This is a genomic window from Streptomyces sp. NPDC054841 (genome assembly GCF_053611045.1).
In genome coordinates, this window is sequence record NZ_JBSGZO010000909.1 from 1 (window position 1) to 1,330 (window position 1,330).

1 protein-coding gene is annotated in these 1,330 nt (G+C 70.3%); it reads left to right on the forward strand.

Annotated features, from left to right (window positions below; translation table 11 throughout):
* A partial coding sequence (locus tag ACWGI8_RS44360) for an acyltransferase domain-containing protein (RefSeq protein WP_453669309.1) occupies positions 1–1,330 on the forward strand: 1,330 nt, incomplete at both ends.

Below are 1,330 nucleotides of genomic sequence, written 5' to 3' on the forward strand. Positions count from 1 at the left end.
TGGCCGGCCGTGAGGACCGGGTGTCGATCGCGGCGATCAACGGTCCGACGTCCGTCGTCGTGTCCGGTGATGAGGCGGTGGTGGATGAGGCGGTTGCGTACTGGCAGGAGCAGGGTTGCCGCACGCGCCGTCTGAGGGTCAGCCATGCGTTCCACTCGCCGCTGATGGATCCGATGCTGGACGAGTTCCGGGCCGTCGCCGAGGGCATCACGTACGCGGCGCCGCGCATTGCGGTGGTGTCGAATGTGACGGGCGGGCCGGCGTCGGCGGAGGAGCTGTGCGACCCCGGGTACTGGGTGCGTCATGTGCGTGGTGCGGTCCGGTTCGCGGACGGCATGCGTTGCCTCAACGAGCAGGGCGTGAGCACGTACCTGGAGCTGGGGCCCGACGGAATCCTCTGCGGCATGGGGCAGGAGTGTGTGCCCGAGAACGCGGAGGTCGTCTTTGCGTCTGCGCTGCGGAGGGACCGCGCGGAGGCGGACACGCTGACCGCTGCGGTGAGTGCGGTGCACACGCGCGGCGTGGAGTTGGACTGGGAGGGGGCGTTCGCCGGGCGTGGCGGGCGTCGGGTGGACCTGCCGACGTACGCCTTCCAGCACCAGCGCTACTGGCTGGAGAAGTCCGGTAACAGCGGCGGCGTCGCGTCGGTGGGCCAGCGGGCCATCGGGCACCCGCTGCTGGGTGCGACCATCTGGCTGCCGCGCTCGGACGGCGCCGTGCTGACGGGACGGCTGTCGCTCCAGTCCCACCCGTGGCTGGCCGAGTGCGCGGTGCTGGGCTCCGTGGTGCTGCCCGGGTCCGCGCTGGTGGAGCTGGCCATCCAGGCCGGGGACCAGGTCGGATGCGGCACGCTGGAAGGCCTCACCCTCGACGCACCACTGATCGTTCCGGAACGGGGCGGAGTGGCTCTCCGAGCGACTGTGGACGCCTCGGATGAGACGGGTCGTCGTCAGGTCGCCATCTACTCCCGGTCGGAGGAGGCAGAGCTGGACGAGGCCTGGACGCAGCACGCGAAGGGTGTGCTGACTGGTGCTCTGCCTGAGGCGGGGTTCGATCTGTCGGTGTGGCCGCCGCGGGGTGCTGAACCGGTGGATGTGGAGCCTGAGGCCTTCTATGAGGCATTCGCGGCGACTGGGCTGTCCTATGGTCCGGTCTTCCAGGGTGTGCGGGCGGCTTGGCGGCTGGGGGATGAGGTCTTTGCCGAGGTGACCCTGCCTGAGGGTGTCACGGGAGAGGGGTTCGGTCTGCATCCGGCGCTGCTGGATGCGGCGCTGCACGCTGCCGCGTTCGGTGACTTCGTTTCGGGCACGTCTGGCGCCGGCGATGGGGC